The sequence below is a fragment of the Streptomyces sp. NPDC060205 genome, assembly GCF_042728395.1.
Classification (GTDB): domain Bacteria; phylum Actinomycetota; class Actinomycetes; order Streptomycetales; family Streptomycetaceae; genus Streptomyces.
Map to the genome: position 1 here is coordinate 1 of NZ_JBHWZP010000407.1, position 7600 is coordinate 7600.

Sequence of the window (7600 nt, forward strand, 5' to 3'; positions counted from 1 at the left end):
CATCCGAGCCCTGGGCTCCTGTCGGGTGCGGGCTCGGTGGGGGCTGGTCGCGCAGTTCCCCGCGCCCCTTCAGGGCGCAGGCCGGACGCAGCGCCTGTTTCTCAGGGACGCGGGATATGGCGCGAGCGCCGTGACGACCGGCGGGCCCCGTAAGGGGCGCGGGGAACGGCGCGGGCGGCCCCCGCCGGGCCCGCGCCCGTCCCACCGCCCATCCGGGGCGAAGCCCCGGCCCAGGGGCGCGGGGAACTGCGCGGCCAGCCACGACGGACCCGCACCCGGCACTCGACGCTCAGCCCCCTCCCGCAGCCCGCAGCAACCGCTCGGCCTCGGCGAGCCGAGCCGCCACGACCTCGTCGGAGCCGGCGTGGGCGTAGGCGTCAAGGACCGTCCGAGCCCGCTCAGCCGCCGCCTCCGGACGGTCGAGATCCGCCTCGATCCACCCCGCCGCGAGCAACGCCCCCGTCCAGTCATGGACCGCACCCTCACCGAGCGAGAGAAACCCCGACACGGCCGACGCGAAATGCCCCAGCGCCTCCTCGAACAGGGCACGGATCGCGTCGTCCGCGGCATCCTCCGGCACGGACCGCGCGACCAGATCACCGAACTGCCGATGCGTATGCGCGAGCTCGGCGACGAGCGACTCACGAGCAGCCTCCCCGGACCCGCCCCCGGGTACGGACCCGGCCGCGGCCACACCCGCCTCGCACGCCCCGACCGCCAGCCCCATCAATTCCCGCGCCGCACCGACCCCCGCGTCACTCTCCGGCGCCCCGGCGTCCCCGGCGGCCTCCGGGGCCTCGTCGTCCCGCCCGCGCACGGCGAGCCACGCACGGGCCCGCAGCGACCGGACCAGACCGTGGACGTTCCCGAGGGTCGCCCACAGATCCCCGGCGCGCTCGTAGGCCAGTTCCGCCTCGGGAAGCTGCCCCGCGTGCCCGAGCGCCTCCGCGGCGAGGTGCGCGAGCGTCGCGTGGTCCTGCTGCTCGGGCCACCGCCGGGCGATGTCGGCCGCCCGGAGCCAGTGCTCGGCGGCCTCGCGGTGCCCGCCCAGCTCGGTGAGACAGTCGCCGAGCCACCACCGGGTCTGCACGATCGCCTCGTCGCCGTGCGTGTCCGCGCTCAGTTCCGCCAGCGCCGACTCCAGCACCTCCGCGGCCTCCGCCCACCGCTCCTGGCGCAGCAGGTAGCCGCCCAGCTGATGCCGCGCCCAGGCGCCGAGCGTGCCGCTCTCACCGGCCTCGTCGGCCCAGTGCGACGCTTCCAGGGCGTGGTCCGCCGCGGGCCCGAACCGCCCGGTGGCGCCGAGTATCTCGGCCAGCTGGAGATGCAGTTGGGCATGCCCGGCCGCCTCCATGAAGGGCGCCCCGTGCTCCAGCGCCGCCCTGGCCGCCCGCTCGGCCGCCTCGGCGTCGCCCAGCTGGCGCGCGAGCCCGGTCAGCCGCGCCTCGTACTCCACCGCGAACCACGGCACCCCGGCCGCGACGAACGCCTCCGAGGCCGCCGTGAGCAGCTCGGCGGCCTTCTCCGCGTCTCCGGAGAGCGCGGCGAGCTCCCCGAGCATCGCCCGAGCCTCCGCGGCCCGTGAGGCGACCAGGAGGTCGTCCTCGGCGCCCGGCCCGGCGAGGGCCAGCAACTCCCGGGCGGCGGTCCCGGCGGCGGTCCTGGCGGCCGATGCCTTCGACCCGCCGCCCGAGCTGCCGTTCACCCCGTTCGTCGCCGCCGCCTCGTGCACCCGCTGCAGCAGGATCCGCGCCCGCCCGACCAGCACGGAAGCGGCCTGCGCAAGCCCGGTCGCACCCTCCGCGAAGAGCGAGAGCACCCGCTCGTACGGCTCCGAGACCGCGTCCAGTGCCTCCTCGCCGCGGCCGGACAGGGCCAGCGCGTACGCTCCACGCGCGCGTGCCGCCAGTGCCTCGCCCGGGTCGCCCGCGTCCTCGTACAACGCGGCCGCGCGGGCGAACAGTTCCGTGCCCTGCGGGCCGAGGCCCATCGCCTCGTGGTCGGTCATCTCCGCCCGGTCGCGCGGAGTCAGCTCCCGGTCCCCGGCGCCCTCGGAGTCCTCGACGGCGCCGGCGACCGCCGCCCACGCCGCGACGGACTCCGGATGCAGCGACGCGGAGAGCCGCCGGGCCTCGGCGAGCAGCGCGGGCACCTCCGGCCCGGCGCCTGCGGCGGGAGCGGGCGCCGACGGCACGGGAGCGGCGGGGACGCCGGTCCGCACCGCCGCGCGTACCCCCAGCGGCAGGCGTTCCACCAGCGGCTGCCGGTCCATGCGCCGGCGGATCCGCTCGCTCACCCGTGTCGTGCCGTTGCGCGCGTCGAAGCGCCCGGCCAGCGAAAGGGCCTCCACGCGCGCGTGGGAGGCGAGTTCGGCAGCCGTCCAGGTGCGTCCCGCCGGGCCCGGCACGGCCTGGGCGCCGAGGCCGAGCGAGGTCAGCCGGTCCGCCAGCAGGGCGACCACGGCCAGGAAGTCCATGCGGCTGCGCGGCTCCCCGCTGTCCGTGAAGTACGCGGGCCGCTCCGACAGCAGCTCCAAAGCACGTGCCTCATTGCCGCTCAGTACGCAGAACTCGACGTGGTCCGCGTACGCGCCGCGCATGCTCTCCATGGGCCGCACCAGCCGGAAGCCGCGCAAGTGGTGGGCGCGTGCCTCCTCCGTACGGCCGAGGCGCAGCAGGGGCAGCAGCGAGGACGCGAGGACGGCGTGCGGTTCGTGGGCGCAGCTGTACTCGCCCTCCAGGACCGGCCGCCACAGATCGAGGGCTTCGGCGTCCGCGCCCCGCTCCGCCCGCCAGCCGCCCTGGTCGTGCAGTTCACAGGCGTGGCAGTCGGCCATGGCGTCCCGGTCCGCGGCGAGCCACGCCGCGTACGCGCGCTCGGCCCGCGCCAGGTCCCCGACCTCCCGGGCCACGGTGAACTCGGCGGCGCGCACGGCCCGTTCGGAGTGCCCGGCGAGCCTGTAGCGGTGCTCCATCTCGCCGAGCCACTTCTCGATCGAGGCGAGCGGTATGTGCGGCTGGCCGAGCATCCCGGCGGACACCCACTTGAAGACCCAGTGCAGGGAGTGGGTCTCGTACGCGTCGAAGTCCTCGGGCCGTTCGTCCCACATGCGCAGCAGGCGCGCGAAGGGGACGAACATCCGGTCCTTCTCGGAGCTGTAGTTGTAGACCTTCAGCTGGTGGCCGAGCGCCTCGATCACGGCGAGCGGGATGTGCAGCTTCTCGGCCTCGGTGAGCAGCTGCTCCGCGCGGGCGTTGCGGGCGGGGCCCTCCGGCTGCTCGTAGTTGTCCTGCATCGCCCGGCGCAGCGCGTCGAAGTCCCTGTCCCTGTCCACGGGCTCGCTCATCGGTGGCCCTCCTCCGGGGGGTCGTTGTGGGTGGCCCACTCCAGGAGGCCCATGAACGCGCGGTTCAGCAGCGCCGAGTCCGCGGGCCGCAGCGGACGCTGTGCCATCAGCAGGGCCTGTCCGTAGAGCGACTCCGCGGCCGTGCCGATCAGCTCCGGGTCGTCGAGGGAGCTGATCCGCCGGATCAGCGGGTTCAGGTGGTTGAGCACCAGACGCGCGCGCGGGGCGCTGCCGCGCAGCGAGCCGAGGATGCCCGCCCACAGGTCGTCGGCCTGTTCCTCGGCGTCCGCGCGGGCCTGCTCGTGGCGGGCCGTCCGGTCGTCCAGGTGCAGCGCCGGCACGGACAGCGGATGGAAGGCCCGCAGGACGACATCGCACCCCAGGGGGTCGAGTTTCGCCCGCGCGGCCCCCAGGAAGGCCGACAGGGACAGCTCCACCGCCGGGTCGACCGCGTCCAGATGGGCGGTCACCGTGTCGGCGTCCAGTTCCGCGACGACCGTCCCCGGGCGCACGGAGGGCAGGGCCTCGACCAGTTCGGTGTCGTACGTGTAGCCGCCGTTGACGACTCCCACGCCCTGCGCGGACGCGATCTGCGCGACCTGCCGGTACTCCTCCACGGTCCGCGTGAAGTGCACCACCGGATGCCGCTGCGCGAACTCCTCCAGGGACAGCCGCCCGTCGGTGGTCTCGAACGGCAGCCACGGCAGCATCGTGCGCAGCATCTCGCCGTCGTGCCGCGCCAGGGACTTCACCCCCAGGTGGTGCACGGACAGGAAGGCGGCGAGCCGCTCCGGGTCCCCGGCCGCGAGCCCCGTCAGCCAGGTCCGGATCCGCTCGCCCAGCGCCTCCCGTACGCCCGCCAGGGTCTCGTCCTCGTACAGCGACTCCCTCGACGCGGTGGGCCGCAGGCTGTCCGTGTCCAGGACGCAGCGAACGAAGAACGCCCAGTCGGGCAGCAGCTGTTCGGCCCGCTCAGTGAGCAGCATGCCCTTCAGGTGGACGCGGTGTCCGGCGCGCTGTGCGGGGCTGACCGCGGACGGCAGCACGTACGCCACTCCGCGGATCCCGGCCAGCGGCACGTTCAGCTCGACCGAGTCCAGCGGGGTGAACCCGAACAGGTCGTGGCAGTGCCGGGCCAGGGCGACCCGCCGGGCGGCCGGACCGGGGTAGGTGCGGTCCCAGGGCGCCGGCAGATCCGTCACGGCCTCGTCGCCCACCCGGACGTCGTAGGGCAGCAGCGAACCGAAGTCGCGGGCCAGCGCCAGCACCCGCTCCCCGGCCAGCCAGTCGGCGGCGCCCGGACGGGCCTCCAGGTACACGGTGGTGCCCGGTTCGGTACGGGCCTCGGGCGGCAGCGTACGGACCCGGTACGAGCCGTCGTCGCTCGCCGTCCACTCCACGGGTGGTGCGTCGGGCGTACGTGCGCTGCGGCTGACCACCCGGATGCGCTCGGCGACCACGAAGCAGGCGAGCAGACCGATGCCGAACTGGCCGAGGAATTCGGAACGGGCCGATTCCAGGCCGTCCGCCCGCTTGGAACTGCGGCCGATGGTCGCCAGGAGGCTGTGCACGTCCTCCTCGGTGAGCCCGATCCCGGAGTCCTCCACGCGCAGGGTGCCGTCCTCGGCGAACAGCCGTACCAGGGCGGGTGCGTCCGGCTGCTCGGCACGCCGGGCGGTGATCGCGTCCACGGCGTTCTGCAGCAGTTCGCGCAGATAGACCTTGGGACTGGAGTAGAGGTGGTGGGAGAGAAGGTCCACGAGGCCGCGCAGGTCGACCTGGAACGAATGAGGTGACTGAGATGACTGGGGTGCCTGAGACGGCTGTGGGATCTGGGAGTCCATCGTCGCTGCGCCGGTGGGGGGACGTGCGACGGCGCGGGGTCGGGCGGTCCCGTGACGAGGCGACCGCGAACAGTGCCGGAGCCGGACATCCTAGGCCCGGAACGAGCCGTCTGACCAGGGGATTTCCAGTACGTATACGGCATTGTCAGTGGGGTGGTGTGCAATGGATCTCGTGCCCGCGCTCGAAGAACCACTGAAGAAGGTGCTCGGACCCGCCACCGCGAAGGTGATGGCCGAGCATCTCGGCCTGCACACCGTCGGCGACCTGCTGCACCACTACCCGCGCAGATACGAGGAGCGCGGGCAGCTCACGCACCTCGCCGACCTGCCCATGGACGAGCACGTGACGGTGGTCGCCCAGGTCGACGACGCCCGCCTGCTGACGTTCGCCTCGGCCAAGGCGCCCCGCGGCAAGGGCCAGCGCCTCGAAGTGACCATCACGGACGGCAGCGGCCGGCTCAAGCTGGTCTTCTTCGGCAACGGCGTGCACAAGCCCCACAAGGACCTCCTCCCCGGCACCCGCGCGCTGTTCTCCGGCAAGGTCTCCGTCTTCAACCGCCGCCTCCAGCTGGCCCATCCGGCGTACGAGCTGCTGCGCGGCGAGGACGCGGACGAGACCGTGGACACCTGGGCCGGAGCGCTGATCCCGCTCTACCCCGCCACCGCCAAGCTGGAGTCCTGGAAGATCGCCAAGGCGGTGCAGACGGTCCTGCCGAGCGTCCAGGAGGCCGTCGACCCGCTGCCCGGGCCGCTCCAGGAGGGCCGGGGCCTGGTCTCCCTGCCCGAGGCCCTGCTGAAGATCCACCGCCCGCACACCAAGGCGGACATCGAGGACGCCCGCGCCCGCCTCAAGTGGGACGAGGCCTTCGTCCTCCAGGTGGCCCTGGCCCGCCGCCGCCACGCGGACTCCCAACTGCCCGCGATGGCACGCCGACCCAAACAGGACGGCCTGCTGACCGCCTTCGACGCGAAGCTCCCCTTCACCCTCACCGAGGGCCAGCAGAAGGTCTCCAAGGAGATCTTCGACGACCTGGCCACGGAACACCCGATGCACCGGCTGCTGCAGGGCGAGGTGGGTTCCGGGAAGACGATGGTGGCCCTGCGCGCCATGCTCGCCGTGGTCGACGCGGGCGGACAGGCCGCGATGCTCGCCCCCACCGAGGTGCTCGCCCAGCAGCACCACCGGTCGATCACCGAGATGATGGGCGAGCTGGCCGAGGGCGGGATGCTCGGCGGGGCCGAGGACTCCACCAAGGTCGTGCTGCTCACCGGCTCCATGGGCGCGGCCGGCCGGCGGCAGGCGCTCCTCGACCTGGTCACCGGCGAGGCCGGGCTCGTCATCGGCACGCACGCGCTGATCGAGGACAAGGTGCAGTTCCACGACCTGGGCCTGGTCGTGGTGGACGAACAGCACCGGTTCGGCGTGGAGCAGCGCGACGCCCTGCGCGGCAAGGGCAAACAGCCCCCGCACCTGCTGGTGATGACCGCCACGCCCATCCCACGCACGGTCGCCATGACCGTCTTCGGCGACCTGGACACCTCCGTCCTCGACCAGCTCCCCGCCGGGCGCTCACCCATCGCCAGCCATGTCGTCCCGGCCGCGGACAAGCCCCACTTCCTCTCGCGCGCGTGGGAGCGCGTGCGCGAGGAGGTGTCGAACGGCCATCAGGCGTACGTGGTCTGCCCCCGCATCGGCGACGAGGACGACGACCCGAAGAAGTCGAAGAAGAAGCCGTCACCCGAGGACGAGGCGGAGAAGCGCCCGCCCCTCGCCGTCCTGGAGGTCGCCGACCAGCTCGCCAGGGGCCCGCTCCAGGGACTCAAGGTCGAGGTGCTGCACGGCCGCATGCCCCCGGACGACAAGGACGCCGTGATGCGCCGCTTCGCCGCTGGGGAGACCCACGTCCTGGTCGCCACGACGGTCATCGAGGTCGGGGTGAACGTACCGAACGCGACCGCGATGGTGATCATGGACGCCGACCGGTTCGGTGTCTCCCAGCTCCACCAACTGCGCGGCCGGGTCGGCCGTGGCTCCGCGGCCGGCCTGTGCCTGCTCGTCACCGAGATGCCGGAGGCGAGCCCGGCCCGCCAGCGGCTGACCTCCGTGGCGTCCACCCTCGACGGCTTCGAGCTCTCCCGCATCGACCTCGAACAGCGGCGCGAGGGCGATGTCCTGGGCCAGGCCCAGTCCGGCGCCCGCACGTCGCTGCGGATGCTCACGGTCATCGACGACGAGGACGTCATCGCCGAGGCCCGCGAGGAGGCGACGGCCGTGGTGGCCGCCGACCCCGACCTCGACGGCCTTCCCGGGCTGCGCACCGCGCTCCAGGCCCTGCTGGACGAGGAGAGAGAGCAGTACCTGGACAAAGGCTGAGAGCCGCCGTCCCCTGGGGGCTGCCGCCCCCAGACC

General features: G+C 73.6%; 3 protein-coding genes. 1 reads left to right on the forward strand and 2 read right to left on the reverse strand.

The annotated features are described in order from the left end of the window. Nucleotides 1-289: 289 nt before the first annotated feature. Together ACFWGJ_RS39325 and ACFWGJ_RS39330 are read right to left on the reverse strand one after the other, a co-directional pair. Nucleotides 290-3346: a tetratricopeptide repeat protein gene (locus tag ACFWGJ_RS39325; protein WP_387333764.1), complete on the reverse strand. Its 3057-nt coding sequence runs from the start codon at nucleotides 3344-3346 to the stop codon at nucleotides 290-292. Then, nucleotides 3343-5190 (reverse strand): HSP90 family protein, encoded by a 1848-nt coding sequence (locus ACFWGJ_RS39330; RefSeq protein WP_387333765.1) that lies wholly within the window; start codon nucleotides 5188-5190, stop codon nucleotides 3343-3345. The genes ACFWGJ_RS39325 and ACFWGJ_RS39330 overlap by 4 nt, the downstream gene beginning before the upstream one ends. A 163-nt stretch (nucleotides 5191-5353) precedes the next feature. Between ACFWGJ_RS39330 and recG the strand changes: the two genes are divergently transcribed. Then, complete coding sequence (gene recG, locus ACFWGJ_RS39335; protein ID WP_387333766.1) at nucleotides 5354-7564, forward strand: ATP-dependent DNA helicase RecG; 2211 nt, start codon at nucleotides 5354-5356, stop codon at nucleotides 7562-7564. Nucleotides 7565-7600 lie beyond the last annotated feature (36 nt).

What these genes read in the sequence shown, in the direction of transcription:
- ACFWGJ_RS39325 (WP_387333764.1), bottom strand. Translation starts at nt 3,346, where the DNA reads ATGAGCGAGCCCGTGGACAGGGACAGGGACTTCGACGCGCTGCGCCGG.
- ACFWGJ_RS39330 (WP_387333765.1), bottom strand. Translation starts at nt 5,190, where the DNA reads ATGGACTCCCAGATCCCACAGCCGTCTCAGGCACCCCAGTCATCTCAG.
- recG (WP_387333766.1), top strand. Translation starts at nt 5,354, where the DNA reads ATGGATCTCGTGCCCGCGCTCGAAGAACCACTGAAGAAGGTGCTCGGA.